The 20,519-nt window shown below is 44.0% G+C and carries 12 protein-coding genes; all 12 read right to left on the bottom strand.

Annotated features, from left to right (window positions below; translation table 11 throughout):
- Positions 1-60: 60 nt before the first annotated feature.
- The 12 genes from JKM87_RS14950 to JKM87_RS15005 all read right to left on the bottom strand — a co-directional run bounded on the left by JKM87_RS14950 (position 61) and on the right by JKM87_RS15005 (position 20,512).
- Positions 61-3,633, bottom strand: coding sequence for an AAA family ATPase (locus tag JKM87_RS14950; RefSeq protein ID WP_202081172.1), 3,573 nt, complete (start codon positions 3,631-3,633; stop codon positions 61-63).
- A 1-nt stretch (position 3,634) separates the two neighbouring features.
- Positions 3,635-4,798 carry an exonuclease subunit SbcD gene (locus JKM87_RS14955; RefSeq protein ID WP_202081173.1) on the bottom strand — a complete coding sequence of 388 codons (1,164 nt, stop codon included), beginning with the start codon at positions 4,796-4,798 and terminating at the stop codon, positions 3,635-3,637.
- Between the two features lie 445 nt (positions 4,799-5,243).
- A complete protein-coding gene (locus JKM87_RS14960) occupies positions 5,244-6,317 on the bottom strand; it encodes a hypothetical protein (protein ID WP_202081174.1) in 1,074 nt (357 codons plus the stop codon).
- Between the two features lie 286 nt (positions 6,318-6,603).
- Entirely contained in the window at positions 6,604-7,077 is a 474-nt protein-coding gene (locus JKM87_RS14965) for an ASCH domain-containing protein (protein ID WP_202081175.1), read from the bottom strand.
- 59 nt (positions 7,078-7,136) lie between these two features.
- On the bottom strand, positions 7,137-7,574 hold the full coding sequence (locus JKM87_RS14970; protein WP_202081176.1) for a GNAT family N-acetyltransferase: 438 nt from the start codon (positions 7,572-7,574) through the stop codon (positions 7,137-7,139).
- An 88-nt stretch (positions 7,575-7,662) separates the two neighbouring features.
- On the bottom strand, positions 7,663-8,397 hold the full coding sequence (locus tag JKM87_RS14975; RefSeq protein WP_202081177.1) for a hypothetical protein: 735 nt from the start codon (positions 8,395-8,397) through the stop codon (positions 7,663-7,665).
- A gap of 239 nt (positions 8,398-8,636) precedes the next feature.
- Positions 8,637-13,847 (bottom strand): Athe_2463 domain-containing protein, encoded by a 5,211-nt coding sequence (locus JKM87_RS14980; protein ID WP_202081178.1) that lies wholly within the window; start codon positions 13,845-13,847, stop codon positions 8,637-8,639.
- 15 nt (positions 13,848-13,862) lie between these two features.
- A complete protein-coding gene (locus JKM87_RS14985; protein WP_202081179.1) occupies positions 13,863-15,113 on the bottom strand; it encodes an S-layer homology domain-containing protein in 1,251 nt (416 codons plus the stop codon).
- Between the two features lie 217 nt (positions 15,114-15,330).
- Positions 15,331-16,995 (bottom strand): ribosomal protection-like ABC-F family protein, encoded by a 1,665-nt coding sequence (gene abc-f / locus JKM87_RS14990; protein ID WP_202081180.1) that lies wholly within the window; start codon positions 16,993-16,995, stop codon positions 15,331-15,333.
- A gap of 680 nt (positions 16,996-17,675) precedes the next feature.
- A complete protein-coding gene (locus JKM87_RS14995) occupies positions 17,676-18,956 on the bottom strand; it encodes a TRAP transporter large permease (RefSeq protein WP_202081181.1) in 1,281 nt (426 codons plus the stop codon).
- A gap of 5 nt (positions 18,957-18,961) precedes the next feature.
- Complete coding sequence (locus JKM87_RS15000; RefSeq protein WP_202081182.1) at positions 18,962-19,462, bottom strand: TRAP transporter small permease; 501 nt, start codon at positions 19,460-19,462, stop codon at positions 18,962-18,964.
- Positions 19,463-19,510: 48 nt separating this feature from the next.
- The gene (locus tag JKM87_RS15005) at positions 19,511-20,512 is read right to left on the bottom strand and encodes a TRAP transporter substrate-binding protein (protein WP_236838862.1); all 1,002 of its coding nucleotides are present in this window, start codon (positions 20,510-20,512) and stop codon (positions 19,511-19,513) included.
- Positions 20,513-20,519 lie beyond the last annotated feature (7 nt).

Genomic DNA, 20,519 nt, shown 5'->3' on the forward strand with positions numbered 1-20,519 from the left:
CCCTCCTTTCAATTCATGTTTACATTTCTAGCTTCATTTTGACTGTGGCGTGATTCCACATTACAGCGTCTCCACTTGCACCCGGCTTCCTTTTCCTGACGGTTCTGCAGGTGTGACCATTAAACGTCGGTGTAGTCGCTCCCGTAACTCTGGCACATGGCTGATCACGCCCACAGACAAGTTTTCCGTTTGTAATTGTTCTAACGCCGTGATGACCGTGTCTAGCATCTCTTGATCTAGCGTCCCAAATCCTTCGTCTAAGAAAAAGAACTCTAGTGGATACTGGCCACTCAGTTGTATTTGTGCCGAAAGAGCTAACGCTAAGGCGAGTGAGGTTAGGAAGGTCTCTCCTCCTGACAGAGTTGAAACAGGGCGCTTCACCCCTCCGTTCGCATCATCACGTATGAGGAAAGCCCCTTGGGAATCGACCTCTATCGCATACCTTTGACGCGTGAGGTTCCCTAATCTTTGACTCGCATCCTGACAAACTTGCATCAATTGTCTCTCAGCTATAAACTCTACGAACGTGTTCCCACGGAAAACCCGTTGCAGTTTGCCCAGTTGTTCGAGCTGATGCTCCTGTTTGACCCGTTCCTCCTCTAAGCGCATGTAACGGTCGTGTCTTTCTTGTAAAGCGGCCTTTTCTCTCGTGGCGGCCCCGCGTTCCTCAAGCGCCTGTTCATATCGGGCCTCAACGTCCGTTTTCTGTTCATTTATTTGTTGCCACTCATCCGCTGTGATGTTTTGACCCTTGATTTGTTCGTCAATGACCTGTAGCGTTTGGTTTACTTGCTTCCACGCTTCGTCATACGCTTGTAGCTCCTGTTCCTGTTTCTCAATCTCCTCCTGTGCTTGCTTATACTGCTGTACATCTTCTTCTCGTTGTATTTGAGCGCCTTCTCGCGCTGTATTCCATTGCTTTTCTGCTTTAGCTACACGAGCTTTGGCCTGCTCAAGTGATTGGGTTGAAAGGGCCACCTCTTGTTCTGCTTGCTGCCAATGCGTACGAGCCTCCTGCCAGGCGTCAAATGATCGGGCTTCCTGCGTTTTAATTGTTTGCAGGGTTTGTTTCACCTCCGACAACTTATCTTGGATACTCCCCTCTTGGGCCAAGGCCTTAATACGTTGTTCACGCAGCATGACTTCGTGATGCACGTGCTGATACGTTGACTCTCGTTGTGCGAGTTTTTGTGCCAGCTCGTGTTGTTGTTGGGTTCCCTCTTTCACTTCACGTTCTTTGGTTTCGATAAATGGGATGCTTTTCTCAATCCGTTCTTGCAGGGAGGTCATTTCCTCGTCACGCTTGTGGTAAGCCTGTACAACGTCCGAAAAGTTATGCAGCTCCCATGTCGGGTACGTCTCTCTCCATACTTCCTGTTTCTTAGACACCCGTGCCGCCTGAGCCTCCTTGTTCTGTTCCGCTTCTCGTCGTGCCGACGCTTTGGACTGGTAATCATAGCGCAGCGCTTGTAAGTGTTTAATAGACTGTTGAAAATCCTGTTCCCACTTATGTTGGCTTTGAACTAACGCATCCACCTTTTCCTGCGTTTCTTGCAGTGAGGCTGTTTGCTTGTATACCTCTTCCAAACTTATCGTTTGAAGTCGATTGGATTGATGTTGCTGGTGATCTAGATCCTCTATATCACGGTCTTTCGCAGATGGGTCTTCTCTGTGATCATATGAAGACTCTGCCGCAGACGCTTCCATCCAAGCTTTCAGCTGATCGATGTCTTGGCCATACCTCTCTTGCACTTCCGTCAGCGGTGCTTCACTGATCTCCTGTAACGGATCGATCGTACTGGTCCACTCATGATACTGTGTCATAAAGCCATGAATGGCCGTTGTGGCGCGTTCTTTCAACCACTGTTGTTTCTGCTTAAGGCTTTGCGCTTCTGTCATCCACTGTCTCAGGGATTCAATCTTCTCTTGTGTTGCCTGCTCTGCCACTTGAGGGGTACTTTCTTCCCGATGAGACGTGGGTTGATGTGCGATAGACCCACAGACGGGACAAGGCTCCCCGTTCTTTAAGTGGGCAGCCAGTTCGGCAGCTAAATGCTGATGACGTTTTTGCTCTAACTCTTGTGAGAGTCGCCGGATCACCCCATCCGTTTGCTGAATGGTTTGTATCAAGGACGCTTCCTTTTGTTCAGCCTCTGCATACCAGGAAAGCCATGACCTTTGTAGCTTAAATCCATGTTGCAGGTAAGTCTTGGTGTCTACCAATGCCTGTGAAACTTTCTCCAGAGCGGCCGTATAAAGCTGTTGTTGCTGTGAATAGATCTTATTTTTCTCTGCTAACTTTTCTTGCTCATAGCCGTACGCTTGAAAGGCCTCTTGGGCCTGGGTTACACGTCGTCTTTCTTCTGGTGAGTATTGGATTTCCATTCGTTGTTTTTTTAACTGTTTTTGTTTCTCAAGCGCCTTATGTAATAGTTGCTCCTGTTGCTGTGTCTCCTTGACACATTGCTGCTGCTTATCTTTCAAGGTTTCAATCTCTTGCTGGCACTCTCGTCGTTGTTGGAGGAGCTGAGTCAATTCCTTCTCGACCTCAAGTGCACCTTCTAGTAGCGTCTGTTGCTTCGTTAATTCAGGTTCTCTCTTTTCTTTATCCGCCTTGACGGCCATATAATGCTCTGAAGCAGCCTTCTCTCGTTGTTGCGCCTTTTGTACCCGTTGCTGTGCTAGCTTGAGAGCCTGGCGCCAGCTATCGTATGCTTCTCTTGCTTCTATTAATTCGTTCACATAAGGTTGTAGCCGCATGGCCTCTTTTGCTAATGTTAAGCGTTGTTCCATTGCCTTCATGTCGTCTTGCTGTGAGACAAGCGCGGCTTGCTGTTTTTCCACTTTTATCCGTTCTAGTTGCCTCTCCCAGATATGTTTTTTGGTTTCATAATCTTTCTCCATCTTCTCTCGTTCTTTGTGCAGAACGAGCACTTTCTCTTCCCAGTCCTTTAGCTTCTGTTCTGCTTCCTGCAATGCTTCAGTCGAAGCATCTCCGAGACCTTGTTGTTCAGCTATGATCGTTTCGATCTTTCCTTTTACCTGCTGCGTCCGACGACGAAGCCTTTCTATTAACTGATCACCGTACTGTTCAAGGTGAAACAAGCGCTGGAGCATTTGCCGCCGCTCCGTTCCTTTGAGGGTCAAGAATTCGGCAAACTTGCCCTGTGGGAGTACGACTGCACGTGTGAAGTCTTCGATCGTCAAACCGAGGAGACCATATATTTGATCTTGCACATCACTCGCCTTATCTGCCAGGACGATCGTTTCTTGCTCTTCACTGTCTTGTTTAATGTGAAGCAAGCGACATGTCACCGTTCGCACGGTGATGTCTCCTGAACGTTTGAAGGTACGCTCTACTCGGTAACGCCCTTCTCCTTTTTTCCCTAATTCAAAAGTGAGGGCGACCATTAACTCGTCTTCGGCATGGTTCATAATCCCTTGTGTGTTATTAAGCGCTCGTTCTACTTTGCCGTAAAGGGCTAAAGTCATGGCGTCTAGTAAGGAGGATTTCCCGCTTCCAGTAGGTCCAAATATACCAAAGACACCACCTTGGCATAGAGTAGCAAAATCTACCGTTTGCGGCTGGCGAAAACTATGTAACCCACCAACAGTCAATTCTATTGGACGCACGTTAAGCTTCCTCCTCTTGAATTAGTGTTAAAAACAGTTGGGTCAGTTCCTCTTCAGGCTTGGCTCCGCCCGTCTGTCTTTCATAAAACTGGGCAAACAACTCATCGATCGGTATGTGCTCTCGTCTTTGTGTATTCACTGCGTCTTCTATATGGTCAAACACGGGGCGAATTTGAATGAAGCCGTCATGTAACTGCCGTAAACGATGAATCTCTTCCATGGAGAGTGCGTTGGACACGTGTAGCTCTAAGTCTACCCACGCATGTTTGTCTTTTCCTTCTTCAATCCACTGATAAACTTGGTTTAATCCTTCTTTTGCTTGCCATTTGACCAGGGGTTTCCCACTCGATAAAGGGATTTCCCGCCAATGTACGTCCTCGCCAGGTTGGGCATCAATGATGGTGACAGACTTGGCATAGCCCGTCTCCGAAAAGCTATAAGCCAAGGGAGAGCCTGAATACCTCGTCACGTGACTGTGGCTGCGCATCGTTTGAGGGCGATGAAGATGCCCGAGCGCTACGTACTGCAAACAGTCCGGAAATACGCTAGGGTCAACTGTATACGCTCCCCCTACTTCAATAGGTCGTTCAGAGTCTGATGAAGCCCCTCCCGCTACAAAAAGGTGGCTCGTCGCCATATTCACCGTATCCTGTGTCATATTTGCTGTCAGTTGCTCCATTATGGTTCGCACACGCCGTTGATATTGTTCTTGGAGCAGCTCCTCGTGTGGGCTTTGGACTAATAGCTCTTGGAGTCGTGACTCAGACGGGTAAGGAAGCGCGGCTAGATGTAATTGTTGATCTCGCTTGGGAATATCAAACTTGTAGGATTGGAATACAGGCTTACCCACTAATGTTATCCCGTGTTCTTCGGCTAAAGGGGACGCAGCCGCCAAACGATCTGGATGGTCATGATTACCGGAAATGACGATGACTTTGACGCGACCCTCATCTGCTATTCTAGCGATGCTTTCATAGAATAACTGTTCCGATACTGCTGATGGGTTGACCGTATCAAAAGCGTCACCCGCAAGGAGAACGACATCAATGTCTTCCTCTTGGACGATGTCATACAGCTCATCTAAAAAAGCCTTTTGTTCTGGCAGCCTGCTTCGCCCTTCTAAGGTTTTGCCGAGATGCCAATCTGCGGTATGTAAAATGCGCACGTTGGGCCCCCTCTCATTTCTGATTTGAATATATGCTATAGTGACGTTCTTTGAAGTTCACGCCACCCTAACCATGCGTTCTAAACTGGCTTGATTGTTAGATAGCTCTGCCATAGGTGTTGTTAATGAACATTCTAGATTCCTACGATGATATTAACATAGGGATGTATCTGAACCTGTCAGAGAATGTATGTTTCTATCCTATTATAACGGAAACGAGTGTGAATCTAAAAGGAATCTATCTCCAATACGGTTAAAAGGCACAAAAAAGGCGATTGCATTATTTATGATAAGAGTGTGTATTCTAACGAGGTATTATTTATAATACATTTAAGAAAATAAACAAAAAGCACCCGCTGTACGCGAGTGCCATGGAAAATTTAACTTACTCTTACTTATCGCTACTTATACTAACTTGTTCTAACTCACCTTTAAAGCCCATTTTTTACACAGTCCACTGATCATTAACGATAGCGACAAGCACCCAACGCCCTTGATCGTCCCTTTCAAAGACAAGGTTAAGGGCTTTCCAATTTAATTCGTCTTCAGTCGCTTCGAGATAAAACTCCACAACACGAGAATCAGGGAAGACTTCCTTGATGTTACTGATCATACTGCCTCTCGCTTCTTCTCCATCAACGACAACCTCGTCCGCTTGGGTCAGGTCACGGTTGAAAATATAATTGTTGTAGTACTCTTCTGGTGTCATCTCTATCGGGTGACCACTACCGTCTTGAAGGCCCCAGGTGTATTCATTCGTATCCTCAAAGAAAGCGGCCATTTGATCTCTGTCAAAGGTGACCGTTTCATCTTGAATGTGCACATACGGTGAAAAAAGGACGCCTTTTTCTGGATGTACCTCTTGTGCTAGAGATTCAGCATTCTGGCGGGCCAGTATATCGATAATCGTGATGGCTTTTCTCTCTAGACCAGCCGCTTCATCATGATTGTCTTCACCATTTCTCTCAGATATGTCTTCACTTTCTATCGTATCAAGGATCCAGCGATCTTGAACCAGTCGGAAATGTACCATATAAGTCACATGTCCATATGTTGGACTCACCCTTTCTTGTGTCAGTAAATAATGATCGGCACTCACTTCCTCAAGTTCATAGGTTTCTGATTTAGAAAACATCATTGGACCTTCAGTGGGCACGATGTACAAGCCGTCATCCTCTACTCTCACATAAGTATCCGTTAACCAAGTGGCCCATTCCTCGGACATGATCTCCATAAAGTAAGATTGAACCTCTTCCACCGTATCGTAGGATTGTAACTGCCCCTGGTCGTTAGCGTCTGAAACGACATGATCAAAACGTTCCTCATAGTCTTCCATAATAGATTCCGCTTCCACTTCATCAAAAGGTTCTGTATCCTGCCCCTCTTGATGAGAACCTCCCTCTTCTTCTGTCTGTCCTTCTTCTGTCTGTCCATTTTCTGGCTCTTCTTCAACGTTGGTACAGGCCATTACACCGAGTGTAAGTACCAACATGAGCATGAGCGTGAATGTTTTTCTCATTTTGTGACCCCTCCGTATTGTATGTTTGGCATATGCAGTTGTGTTAATGGCACAACTTCAGGCGAGGTGCTAGCTCCATAACATACACCTTGGACTGAAGTATATGTGCCCATCATGATTCCCTATATTCTTTTCTCATAAACACTGACGACACATGTTGGACAAAGTTCCAATACAGATCACATTCATAATTTTCAGTCATATATGGTTACACAAAAAGACCGCCGTGGCAGCCTTTCTGTACTATATTACATATATTGGTTTTTACTAATATACATATATCAAGTTAGATCTCATCAACGACCTCAAACTCCTCACAAACGACTAACATTTCGTTTGATGGTGCCATGTCAAATTTAAACTCCTTTATGAGGGCAGAAAAAAAGTCCCAATGCGCTTCTCTCCAGTACCTTAAACTTTTGTCTCCTTCTCCTTCTTTAAAAGCAAACGTTTCATCTACGTCCTGGAAAGGTTTCACATCCACTTTAATGGTCTGAATAACGCATACCGGGTGTCCATCCCAGTCTGTAATGATATTGTATTGACCTACTTCTGGTAATGATTCATTTTCCTCGATGTATTCTTGGTACAAGGAAGCCGTGGCTGTTTTAACCCTGTTCTTCACCAGCTTTGCTAATGCATTCGCATCTTCCTCGTTATTGTGGAAATGCCAAGCCTGATATGTTTTTTGCGTCGTTGTGGGGGATTCCCCTATTTTAGATAAATACTTCTTCCATAGGCTCTCAACCGTCTTTGCCATTGCTTTACCTCCAAACCATCGGTCCTCTTGTCCCTTTCATACGGACCTGGTTATACGCTTTATTCTAACACTTTACGGAACACATAACTGGCTTTAGCGTAGCCCATTTTATGTTCATAGAAACGATGGGCGTCCTCCCTCTGCAGGCCTGAAGACAGCGCGACACACTCATACTGATGCTCCTTGGCCCAATTGTGAACAAAATCTAAAAGCGTCTCTCCGTAGCCTTTCGAACGTTTGGTGTTGTCGGTTACTAAATCACAAACCCAGACAAAACGACCGTAGTACAGGGTAATCATCGGTTTAAAGCCTGTTACGGCTACGATGTCTCCACTGTCGTATAAGGCAAACAAACGGTATTGGTCCTCTTCCCTTGCCGCTTGCACAAGCTGTAGATAAGTGCCCTCATCTAAGTGAGTGCGTAACTGTTTCATAATGGGAAAGGCCGCTCTTATGTCACCTTCGGTATGCAATTCTTGTACCTTGACGTTGCTCATACGCTAACATCTCCTTATTGATCTGTCCTAAGTGAGAATCCTACTCTCTGACAATAGATTTATGGCTTGACTTATCCTATTAATAATCTTAGTATTCTTCAATCTCGATATGTTTGACATTAAGGTCAGAATCATATTCAACCCTTGCGACCACGGCAAACTGAGTGGGTGATATTCTGCCTGGATATATGGCAAAAAGAGTCGATTGGCGTAATTCATAGTTGACACCACCGCCAAAGGTCACTTCATCGTTCCAAATGACCGCGTCCGTCTCGTCGTACACCATTTCAAGTTCTTTTTCTTCTACTTGAATGAGGACTTCAACTTGTTCATCCTCTACTGAAACACTCGATTCTACCATATTGTCGATCATCGCTAACGGGTCCTCTAAATCTAGCTTGTTGAGGTTATCTTGGGTTAACACATGAACCTCTTGCTCTGTCAAACCCGACTCAATGTCCGTTGTTAGAAAAATGACGATTTCCTCGTTTTCGTCACCCGTAACATCGACGAATGCCATTTCGGGATAATAGTCTTCCTCTCTGACATTGGTCCAAGGGAATGTTTTGGTGAGCTCATCTGCTTCAATTTCAACAGTGATGTCTTGATACACGTCATTATCGACTTGTGGGTTCGTCCGTAGGCTCACCCCTTTTTCTTCTGCTAAGACCACTTCATTGTCTACTACTTCTTCAGAAGGCTGAGGCTGTTCCTCAATGACATCCTGACTATCATTTTCACCTGTGACAGGTTTAAACGTAAGTTCTTGACAAGCCGAAAGGAAGAATACACATGCCATAATCCAGATTAGATGTTTTCCCAATGCTTACACTCCTTCTGAATAACAATGGACATTATATGTATAAGCCATAAAGTAGGCTCTAATGACATGTTACATATTATACCATACAACGATCATGCTAAGATACGCCTTTCCTAACCTTTGTACGAGTCAAAACGAAGGACAGCCCCCGCTGTGCTGCATGGGACTGCCCCGCTTTGTCTATTTACCTTTCTTCTTATTTTTTATTGACCCCTTGTTATGTGTTATACTGTCCTGTCCTATCTCGTCCGGTGATAATCAAGAACCTCGTAGGCACTCCCGATGATGTTCACATATACCTCGTCTTGCTTAACGATCCCGTTACGATACCTTACCGTGAAGGTGAATTTAGCGGGCCCATTTTGTAATCTCGTGGCTGGTTTCGTCATACTTTGTTCGTATAACTCTCCAGTCCAAATGGCGTTATCTGATGTCGCCTCTAAGTTTGTGCGTATCCTTAAACTTTGACCATCCACTTGCTCACCCTCAAAAACAACTCTGACGTATTGTATCGTATGATCTGTCACATCCGCTTGGAGCTTAAACTTCTCCCCGGAATAAAACTGCTCTGGACTGTTGTTCAACTTGTCATGTGTTTCGTTCCATTCCTCTGTGTGAGACACTTGTCCTGTTATGGTCAGCTCATGCACGGTAAACGATTGGTTCATCGTATCTTGTGCCCCGTGGGTGTCGGTTACCACTTGTCTGATCGTGTGGGTCCCTACCTGTCGCACGCGGAAGGTTGGATGTTCGTCCGTCAAGACTTGGGTACTCCCGTCCGGTTTGGTCCATGTATACTCATAAGTAATGGGATCATCATCCGGGTCATAAGCCCTTGACCTTATCCGAACGGTGTCGCCCTCATATATCGTGCGAGGAAGAATATAGAAGCCCGCAACGGGTGGTCTGTTACTTGTGACGTCATACCTCACCGTCTGTGTCTCTACATTCCCGTTCGGCGTGGTTGCTCTATATACGGCCGTATAGGTCCCATCCGCCATACGTGGTACGGTATAGCTCCTTTTCCAATCCTGCTTCCACTGTTGAATGCTTCCATTTAAGGATAATTGGGTCTGGTAGGATGTCCCTCGATGGAGGGTCACTTGCAGCTGATTAGCATACTTGGTTGTTTTGCCTTTTAAGTCATATCTCTCTCCCTGACCAGAATATAGCTCCTCCGGGAAGTCTATGATCTCCAAGTCTATCGGTGTGTTGACTCGTACATTAAACGCTTTAGTCGTTCTCTCACCTGTTGTGGTTCCTATGGCTGTGAGTCTAAGCTGGTATGACCCGTCTGGTAAATCATCTGGGATGGGATAAGTAATGTCATGCCAGTGAATATCATTGCCATTCTGTTCTCCTGTGGCAGATGTGGCCTTGACCGTCTTGGTCGGTGTCTTTCGTTGGCCATCCTGATACATGGCCACCTCCAATCGTACCCCATAAGGATATCTTGTCCATACGTCATGGAGCAGAAGGTCTTCCGAAGCTGGGATGCTCCTTAAACTGAAGCGATCATCGATCTTCGCTCTCGCTTTAGCATCTAGCTGAATGGGCGGGGCTTCCTCTAAAGTAAAACGCATGGTATACGGCTCGCTCCATGTATATTCAGGATCTTGGACAACATACTCTAACTCATAAGTTCCCGGTTGAAGTTCTTCTGGTATAATCGTATAGGTTTCACTGTTATTGCGCGTCAGCTTCATCCTAGTATCTACAATTCCTTTGTCCTCTCTACTAAACTGATGATCCAAGTCATAAGATCTGTCCACCCAAGAAGTGCGATAAACCTCCCTAGCGTCATCATAATCCCAATCTAACTCAAGAAGCGCGATCGGCTTTCGATGGGCGTACACTTCAAGCTGCGCTTCATTGGAAAAGTAGCGATAATGAGCGAATCGTGGGTCAGAGGATGGCTGATCCTGTACACGATGGTAGACCGTATACTTACCTGGACGACTAAACGTAGACACTTCACTCGCCTCTCGCCACGCCGTGCGTTTATACGTGTCGGTAGCAAAATGAGCTAAGCCTTGGTCATTATCAAAGTGTTGATAGTCGTGTACATACATAGACTCTTCCCTGGTTATCGGGTCTCCTTCAGCGTCATGATGCTTGAAACTTAAAGCAAACGGCTCATCTACGAGCGTATAAATATGTGGAATGTCAACGTTATTGTCAGCGATGTATTGGACCACATCCTGTAGTATGTCCTCGATGGGTTTATCATGCGGGATGTAGTGATCATAATTCACCTGGTTCTTTATACGCTGCTGTCCAACCAGAATGAGAGAAGCATCGTTCTCTCGCATCAAGGTTTGCAGGTCAGAAAGGTCATTAATCCCACCATCAGATACATATACCACATACTTGTCGGACTTCACTCTGAAAAAGGCATTATCATACGGCTGCCGGACAGACTGGTAGACCGTCCCACTATAGTGACCCGTATAACGGTTGTAAGTCTTAGGGTTGGACCTCCAATACTCTTCCTCTTTACTTAACGTCCCCTCATAGTAAGCAGTAAATGTTCGTGTATTCCCCCCATTAGATTCTTTAGGCCCACTCGTCCTTACCCTAGGAATGTGCCCAACGTAACCATCGCTACTAACATACTTTCTGCTGGGACACTCATCATCGCTTCCCGAATATCCTCCGTCAGGTAATTTATGCCTCGTGTTTGTACACGTTCGGCTAAAAGTCTTATACACCGTCTGGGTTTCATACCACCCCTCATCTCTGGTATAGGGATTATTCGTCACCCGATCTCTAGACAATGTACCTGACCACTGGCCTTCAGTATATTCAATCGTTTGAGGTGGATATCGCGACCCGGTGCTCCTTGTTGCTGAAGCATCAGAGGAGTGGATGTAAGTATGCATATCCCACATTTCGACAACCGGGTTCATCCCTTCATCACGTAACATGTTATTGATGGATATACGATTGGAAACGATGTGGTCGTTCTTACTCCTCGCTAAATCCTGATCGAGTAAAACATACACATCGATTTCCGGCTCTACATACGGAACGTCAGAATAAACACTAGCTGCAGGTTGAAAATTATCGACCTCAAAAGCCGTTTTGACTACGCGTACCCTTTTCTCCGTGCCATCTAGTAGTTCAGGTAGGGTTTCTTCACCAAATTCCTCCTCAACGGTTGCCACCACCTGATAACGCCCCAGCTTGTGTGTTGGAGGCCTGTATTCAGTAAATCCATCCGACGGGTCAAAGGCGTTCACAAGCTGATCATACTCTCCGTCATTGTTGGAATCATAAAAAATTTCGATCCTTTGATCCCCTACGACATCTCCATCCACACTCTCTGCGTCATACATAAAGCGCACCTCTTCGCCTCGTGCAATCTGAGAGTCAAAGGGATGAAGAACCACAGCAGGTTCGAGATCTTCTGCAATAGGAAATTCGACGATATAAGGATCAGACTCACGTCCTAGCTCATTTCGGCCCACGAGTTGGATCGTATAGACACCTGGCGTACGAGATAAAAACTCTTTTTTCATATCTGTATCGGTCCTAAACTCCAAAGGGGCTCCTTCTACGGCAATGACGTCCCATTCATATTCTGTCACAGGATAAGCCTCCCAAAGCATAGGGAAATTAGCGATTTCAGTATTATTACGTATGGTCATTTTGCGGTTTTCCTTGAACGGACCAGATAACTCAAATTGTACTTTCGGTTTCGTGTCAATGACATAAATCCATGTGCTTTGAAACGATACGTCACCTGTTGTGGATTCATAGGTGCATGACACTTCGTGAAATCCGTGTTCTCCGATGCCAAAAACATAATTCCCGCTAAACAATTCATTCTGGTTCACCTGTACGTCATCGATATAGCACACACGCTCTGCCACATTCGTCATATCAGTATGATCCCGTATCTGTACTCCGACGACGTCATAAGCGTACTTAGGAACTCTCAAGTCAGGTTCAATATAAACGTGATTAAAGTCATCAATACCACCTACATCATCTGCAGGAAAATGGGTGACCGTTATGGTTTCAACGTGTGTATCGCGTTTGTCATTATCGGTCGTGATTGTCTGCCGCACTTCAAACTCGAGACTATGTGGTATCGACACCTTTTCATCAGTAAAATACGGTTTAATAAAATCATAGATATCATCTTGCACAGCGTCATCATCAACGGCATTGTCATCATAAGAAAAGGAAATCGTTTCATCAGTGGACAGTTCTGTTACCCCAAAATCATATCGGATGATCTCACCCAAGGATTGATCGACATAATTAATGGCGCTAGCGTCGAACTCAGAACGTTTGGTAAACCGGATTTCATTTCTCACATTAAAAAGAGAAAGGAGTTCAAATCCTTCGCCACCAAATATAATAGTTTGACTGACACTTGCTTCATTGGTCCTACGGTCTTTGAAATGGACTGTGGCAGATGCATTGGCGATATAGGCGCCCGCTTCATCTATTTGATCCGCGGGGACATCGATTGTAAATGTTGCCGTCCCTTTGTTCCCTACTGACCGGACCACTTCTTTTTGACCGTCAGATGGTCTGGTTATTTCTAGCGTCCACTCTTTAATATCCTCACGCGTATAGTAAGCAAATGTATCCGCATCCCTGCCTATATAATCCTCGTCTAAGAGATAACCATTGACACGAACTTCAACTGGAATGGTACTCTGACCCTTATAGTGTTCGATGTTTATCGGGGGCTCGTCCAGCACTTCAAGCTCCGCTTCCACCGGCGTCATTGTACGCCCTTGCTTTATTTTAGGCATATGAAATGTTTTATACCATATCTTCCCCGTCGTCGGGCTTTTGTGCCACATGATACCTGCCCCAGGCTGTATGAGATCAGGGGTTTGGTAAACGTAAAGATAGTGCATCGGGTCTCTACTAGGCGGGGTACCATCGGTTAGGGAGATGCCGTTGGGGACTGAAGGTATTACATAATGCTCAATATAATTCCGATAGAAACTAGATCTATCGCCCGTAAAAAGAATTCTTCTACTCTGTTCATATGATAAATTATTGTCCCAAGGTTCAAATATCCATTGCCTCTGCAAATCTGTTCTAGTGTTGTCATCGTCAGGAAATTCCCTATTTGTATATCTTTGCCCTTGCTCATCAAACCCGTGATATCTCCATTCTCCACTCCTGTTATTATGTCTGTAATAGCCACTTCCTTCAATAATAGTACCTTCACGTGGTTGAGTTGCATATTTAAACTGGTTTCCTGATACATCTCTAGGTTGTCCATAAACTACTAGTTGCTTATCTTCCCATATTTTTTTATTAAATGGATACCCTTGGGCATTACATGGTTTTGCCTCAGGAGTGACAGTCTCTGTAAACGAACAGCCTGATTTAGAGTAGCCCAAGTTTGAACTGTTTAAATTAATCGTAAAAGTTAATACAATAAATACAAAAAATAATTTTGTTTTAAATCTAATCATTTTCTCCTCCTACTTTTAGTTAGGTAGGATCGCTATATAAAGAAAATTATCGTCACCTGTACCACTAAATATTACTTTTCGGCTATTGAATTTATCATTGGTCATATTTAATTGACCGTCTCTTGCTAAGTCTACGTAATTTTTTGCGTGTTTTAAAAACTTGTCTGAATCACTCTCAAACACTAAGTTTAAGAAGGAGCTAATACTACCTTCATGTGGAATCAATGCATTTTCGGCAGTGCTTATGTGTATCTCGTATTGATTCATACTTGTGTCAAAAATTACCGAAATATCATGTAGTGCTGGGCTAAAAGCATCATATAAAGTATCAAATCTCTCAAGATTTTTATAGTATGTCTCTTCGTCTTTATAAAAATTGATACGATTACTTTCTACAACTGTATATCCAGTTGACTTATCTAAATTACTTTTTAGAGTATCGTAAGTATATTTCATATCCCAGCCTGGAAATACAATAATCTTTTCTCTTCCAAACTCTGTAGACACAATGTCATGGGGTAAAGTAGATAAGTCTGGTTGATATGGATCTCTATTTTTTCGATTTAGGATCTTGCTAAGAAGTTCTGCTGCTTCTGCTCGAGTCACCATATTAGTAACACCAAATGTACCGTCAGGATAACCTCTCATAATCCCCTTCATATATACTTGGAGAATATCTTGTTCATCATGTTGAGCTAGATATAAATCTTTTATTTGTCCTTTAGCAAGGTTCATATAATTAAATTCTTCTTTTTCTTCAAACATTGAAATTGTCTTAGAAACTAAATGAGCTACATCTTCCCGATTCAAATCTTTTCTGTAGTTACTTTCGAAGCGTGAATACTTACCTAAAATGCTCATTGTTGATGCTTGATCAATAAAAGGCTCTGCCCAATATCCATTCGCTGCATTCTCAAAATGGAAATCACTAGATTTATATGCAAGTTGAGTTACTACAAAGATGTTTGCTTTACTAATAAACTCCTCCTTCCAATCCCTTACACCATGTTCATCTTCTTCTGACAAAGACATCAGGATCATCTTAAGAAACTGATCCACTTGTACAGGATCGTCGGGTCGAAAGGTACCGTCGGGAAATCCTTCGAGCACACCTTCCTTAACCATGTCATTTATCGCAGACTCCGCCCAATGTCCCTGTGTGTCACTAAAACTAATATCATCCGTTGCGCGGGCGGACTCACTCATGCTCATCACTGCCCACATCATGATGACGACTCCTAAGCTGATCGTTAAAAGCTTTTTCATTCGTTGTTTCCCACCCCTTGTTTAATGTGAATTAACCCAAAATAGGTCCATTGTATGATAAAATTTATCGACATAGACCACCCCTTCCAATAAATACATAATATGGATAATGACCTTTTCGACAAACCTATCAATTTTCCTCTAAAAATACTAAATTTTGTTAAATAAAAATTTAGAACGCTGGTCCTATTTTGAGTATATTGGCTTAATTTAGAACTCAGTCCGAGGTGATCTCTCTTTTTTTCCGCAACAGAGTTTCATATGTCTGTTCTAAGCGTGCTTTTTCCTCTTCGTCATTAACCGTAGACAGTTTACCTATGATATCCGCTATTTCCATATCTAATGCGAGTAAAGTTGTTTCTATGTCAGTCTGCTTTTTCTTAGACTCCTTTTCCCCCTGATTTGTCAGGTGGTCCACATGTTTGAGCTGGGCTTTGTGGTCTTTGATCTCAATGATGTGCGTTGCGACTTTTTTAATAAAGGCTCTGTCGTGAGAAACGAATAGTATGGTGCCTGGGTAGGCACATAATACTTCCTCCAATGCCTCTTTTGCAGGGAGATCTAAAAAGTTGGTCGGTTCATCAAGTAAAAGCACATTAAAATTTCCGAGGAACACTTTTGCTAAGGCCACCTTCACTTTTTCACCGCCACTTAGCACTCTAATTCGTTTATGAACGTCCTCACGCCGGAATTGAAGCCTAGCCAAAACAGTGCGGATAAAATGTTCAGAGTATGGGCTCTGTACAGAGACATTGTCTAGTATCGTATGATCGTGCCTTAAGTGTTCTAACTTTTGATCAAAGTATCCCATCCTGGCTGTTTTAACCCTGGTGAGACCATCATGCCCTGCTAATATCATGTTTAACAGTGTGGTTTTACCCACACCGTTAGCACCGAGGATAGCCACTCTAGACCTTGGGGAGATGGTCCCATTTAATTCAGAAAACAGTTTCTGCCCTTGGACAACGGCGTCAACGTCAGTAAATGAAAGGACAGATGAACGATGAATGCCTTTAAAATCTTGTGTGTCGAAAACGATGGCTTTCTCCTCAACCGGTTTTTCTTTTGGTTCCAACTGGTCTATTCTAGTTTCGATGGCCTTCGCTTTTTTATATAGTTTTTCACTTGTCTTGCCTGCCTTTCTTTTGTGTAGTCTCGCTTCTGAAGGCCCCATTCTACTCGGTGCTTTTTTGACTGCCTTGGATTTCTGCGCCATGTGACGTTTCGCTTCTAAGAGACGTTGTTTCTCCTTTTGATACTGTTCATACTCCTCCCACTGCCGTTTTTTCATACGTTCTTTTTGCTCTAGGTAGCGTGTGTAGTTTCCCTTGAACATTTGAATATGCCCTTCTTCCATCTCCCAGATACGGGTACACACTTGATCTAGAAGCTCTCGGTCGTGGGAAATCAGTATAACGGCGCCTTTAAAGTGACTGAGCTCTGTCTGTAGTTTTTCTATGCCTTGGATGTCTAGGTGACTCGTCGGTTCATCAGCAAATAAAACTTTAGCATCAGAGGAGAGGGCTGACGCAATTTTGATCCTGGTTTGCTCTCCCCCACTTAGCGATTGAGGCTTCAGGTTATCCGTCTGTTCGAGCCCCTCCGTCCGTGGTAAGTGCCACTCACGTTGTCGCTTCTGATGGATCTCGATCGTTTGGGGGAGCTCCATTTGTGGAATATACGCGATTGGCGCATGCACCTGCACTTCCCCCACATCAGGATGAACCTCTTGTGCTAGGATCTTCATCAGTGTGGACTTTCCCACACCGTTTGGACCTACGATCCCAATACGCTCCCCTTGGTAAACCTGTAACTTTTCAGCCTTAATGATCAACCTATATTGATACGTTTTTTCTATATGTTTTGCAGCTAATAAAAGCATAAAAAAACCTCCCTAGAATGCTAGAGAGGATAGCGTCATGTTGGCATTTTGTGCTGGTTAAGGTACAACGTCAAGGTACAAAGAATATCATCCAACGGATCGGCACCTTGCACCCTCCATTGGAACATGGTACATTGCCGAACACCCACATAAAGGTATGCTATGAGGTGGTATCGATTGGAACGGATATCTTCATTTAACTTATATATAAAGCGGAAAACAGATGTACCTCTACAAATGCACAGACCTATCCTATCTAGACATGATGTTTTTTAAATCATATTAAAAAAGCGGTCTAAAATAGGATTACTGCTTCATTGTTCGAGGTACCTGTCCTTTCTCTTCATTTTACTTTCGTTAACCTTATAGTATATTTTACTTTTAAGAATGTCAAACCTTTCCATTAATCCATTTACGTTCAATCCTCATACCAAAATATAACAACGTTGTTATTTAAGGTTTCACTTGTCTGACTCCATCGTCATGTTTACCTTTGTTCACATGTGATAAAACGAGTTTTATGTCAAACTCCGTGGTATCAACTGCAGTGTGACGTCATATTCCATGGCATAACTTCCATGACGTTAACTTCGGTGGAAACACTATCTGGATATCGATAAAATAGCTATCTTGATGTCTATGAAAACAACAGGCAACGCACCTTGATACACCTTCTTGATTTACCTACCGATGAACTCTGGGAGGAACAATACAATATCAGGTACGAAGGTAATTAAGATGAGGACCAACACCATCGTGATGTAAAACGGTACGAGAGCTTTACTTGTTTTCTCGATTGAGACCTTCCCGATCGCACATCCGACAAATAGACAAGTACCGACCGGCGGAGTGATGAGCCCTATCGAAAGACTGAGGATAAGAACCACACCAAAATGTACAGGGTCCATACCAGCAGCTGTTGCAACGGGGAGTAAAATAGGCGTTGCAATTAATATCAGAGGTGCCATGTCCATGACGGTCCCCAATAGGAGCAAAATAAAGACAATCAACAGCAATGTGACATAGTCATTCGGGGAAAAAGATAACAAAAATTCTGTCACTATTGTTGGTACTTTTAGCAGTGCAAGCAACCATCCGAATGCAGAGGATGAGGCAATTAAGAAAAGAACCATTGCTAGTGTGTTGAATGTGTTCTGTAGAATAACATTAAGGCGAGAGAAAGGGATATCTCGATATACAAAAAAAGTGATAAAAAAAGCATACAATGCGCCTATCGCTGCAGATTCGGTTGCTGTAAAAAAGCCGCTCACAATCCCCCCTATGATAATCACAGCGGTGAATAACCCTAACAATCCTTCCCCTATAATTCTAGGGATGTCCTTCGCCGGTATGCGCTCTCCTTTGGGATAGTTTCTTTTCGCGGCAATGATATAAGTGATGACGAGCAGAGCAAGCCCGAGCAGGAGACCCGGCACTAATCCTCCCATAAACAATGCACCAACCGACACGCCACCCGCTGCCATAGAGTAAATAATCATATTATGACTCGGCGGAATCATCACGCCTTGAGCAGCACTAGAGACAGTGACACTGACAGCATAATCTTTATGGTACCCTTTTTTCCTCATCATCGGTATTAATACAGAGCCTACCGAAGACGTATCAGCCACTGCCGACCCGGATATACCACCAAAAAACGTACTCGCTGTCACATTCACCATGGCCAATCCACCCCGGATTTTACCAATGAGCACTTGAGATAAGTTAATCAAGCGACGGGATATTCCCCCTTCATTCATGATCTCACCTGCTAATATGAAAAAGGGGATAGCTAATAATGAAAAAGAATTGAGACCACCGACCATTCGTTGGATTAAGGCAGAAAGGTCTACACCCAGGTACAATCCTGTGATAAATGAGGACAGGAGCATAGCAAGCGCGATAGGAAACCTCAACAGGATTAGTAGGATAAAGGAACCGATCAATAATGCGATACCCATCTCCATCACTCCTCCTCATATTTTCTTTGGTCCATGACGACCCCTTGTTGAAAGCATAACGCAAGGCCATATATTAGAAGTAAAAAGCCTGAAATAGGGACAACAGCGTATAAATAGCTTGTTGGTAATTTTGTTCCCGCCATCGTACTGTTAGACATCAGCATGGTAAATTTGCCACCATAGTAGATGAAAATGAGGGCAACCATGAGTATAGAAGCCTTAACGAGATAATCAATCATATCTTGAAGCTTATCGGGTAAATGATTAACCACCAAGCCGACAGCGATATGTAGACGATCTCTAAATCCAACGGCGATGCCTATAAAACTGATCCACACGAGGAATAATAGCGCGATCTCCTCGGACCACGCCGGTGTGGTTTCAAATACTTGTCTTAAGAACACGTGTAATGAGATAATGAGCACCATGCCAGCTAGCATGAGTAATGCTAACGCATTGACCGCTTTGTCTAGGGCTTTAACTATGGCTCCAACTATTACTTTCAAATTACTCCTCCCCCCTCATGTTTGAGCTACCCATATTAAATTCTTCTCTTACTCTACTTCTGCGATCCGATCAATCCATTCCTCATATTGCTCCCCATAGTTGTCATACACAGGCTGGACGGCTTCTCGCCAAGGGGCTACGTCTGTGATCTCAATGATTTCATTTCCGTTATCCTCGATCGTTTGTCTCGCTTCATCGACTAACTCTGCCCACGCTTCACGTTGCACTTCAATGGAGTCTTTTGCCGCTTCTAGAAAGATGGTTTTATCTTCTTCGTCTAAAGATTCCCACAATTCACTTGAGGCGATGACAACCTCGGGAACTGTCGAGTGTCCATCTAGCGTATAATATGGTGCGACTTCATAATGGTTGGTCGAGTAATAGCTCGGAAAATTGTTCTCAGCCCCGTCGAGTACACCCGTTTGTAACGATGAGTAAACCTCTTCAAAAGCCATCGGTGTTGCAGACGCCCCTAATGATTCAACCATATCGATGATCATTTTAGACTGTTGAACCCTAATGGCTAGTCCTTCTAAATCTTCTGGAGAATGAACGGGACGAACAGAGTTATAGAAGCTTCGTTTCCCAGAATCGTAAAAAGCAAGCCCCACCATATTGGCGTCCTGTAACGTGTGCAGTAAATCCATTCCTACCTCACCGTTCAATACTTTCCATTGTTGTTCTTCACTGTTGAAAAGATAAGGTAACGCTAATACACCGATATCGTCGGAAAACTCAGTTAAGGGTGTAACATTGACCCGCGCTAAATCAATCGTACCTAGCTGGATCTGCTCGATGACACTTTTCTCATCACCTAATTGTCCACCAGCGTACACTTCTATTTGGTAGCGACCCTTCGTTTTTTCCTCTACGGAGCTGGCAAACGCTTTTACACCTTGCGTTGTGGGATAATTTTCAGGCTGGTTTTCTGCCAGTTTTAGCACAACGGTTTCTTTTTCTCCCTCCCCCGATGTCGAAGTTTCAGCACCACAACCAACTGATAAACTAACTAAAATGGAAAACAAAACCATAAAACACAGTTTTTTCATTAAACTC

This window comes from Caldalkalibacillus salinus (assembly GCF_016745835.1).
Lineage (GTDB): Bacteria > Bacillota > Bacilli > Caldalkalibacillales > JCM-10596 > Caldalkalibacillus_A > Caldalkalibacillus_A salinus.